This is a genomic window from Sphaerisporangium melleum (genome assembly GCF_014646695.1).
GTDB lineage: Bacteria > Actinomycetota > Actinomycetes > Streptosporangiales > Streptosporangiaceae > Sphaerisporangium > Sphaerisporangium melleum.
Genome location: NZ_BMNT01000020.1, coordinates 1 through 925 on the forward strand (window position 1 = coordinate 1; position 925 = coordinate 925).

Genomic DNA, 925 nt, shown 5'->3' on the forward strand with positions numbered 1-925 from the left:
CGTTGACGTCCCGGTCATGGGCCACCCCGCACGGGCAGGTCCACGACCGGACGTTCAACGGCATCGACTCGGCGACGACCCCGCACGCCGAGCACAGCCTCGACGACGGGAACCACCGGTCGATCTTGACGAAGGTCCGCCGGTACCGGGCGGCCTTGTACTCCAGCATCCCGACGAACTGCGACCAGCCCGCGTCGTGGACACTCTTGGCCAATCTCGTGCGCGCCAGCCCCTTCACCGACAGGTTCTCCACGTACACCGCTTGGTTGTCGCGAATGAGCCGCGTGGAGAGCTTGTGGGCGAAGTCGCGGCGCGCGTCGGCCACCCGGGCATGCGCCCTGGCGACCTTCACAACGGCCTTGTTCCGGTTCGCCGAGCCCTTCGCCTTGCGGGACAGGGCCTGCTGGGCTTTGCGGAGCTTCTTGGCCGCCCGGCGCACCAACCGGGGGTTGCCGATCTTCCGGCCGTCGGACATGACGGCGAAGTGCGTCAACCCCAGATCGATGCCCACCTCGGCGGCCGTCTCAGGCAAGGACACCTGACCGGTATCGACGACGAAGGAGGCGAAGTAGCGGCCCGCCGCATCCTTGACCACCGTGACCGAGGACGGCTCGGCGGGCAGGGGCCGTGACCAGCGCACCGGCACGTCCCCGATCTTCGGCAGGCGCAGCCTCCCGCCTTGCGTGATCGAAAACCGGGCGTTCCTGGTGAACCGGACGGCCTGCCGGTTGTCCTTCTTGGAGCGCAACCGCGGCGCGGCCACCCCCGGCCCCTTCCGCTCACCGGTGATCGAGGCGAAGAAGTTGCGGTAGGCGGTGTTCAGATCGGCCAGCGCCTGCTGGAGGACGACCGCTGAGACCTCACCCAGCCACGCCCGCTCAGGGGTCTGCTTGGCCTGGGTGATGACCCGCTTGGACAACTCCCC

General features: G+C 68.8%; 1 protein-coding gene. It reads right to left on the reverse strand.

Translation table 11 applies throughout. The features are described from left to right. Positions 1 to 925 (reverse strand): RNA-guided endonuclease InsQ/TnpB family protein (locus IEY93_RS18425; protein ID WP_189164331.1); only part of this gene is annotated, 925 nt, incomplete at both ends.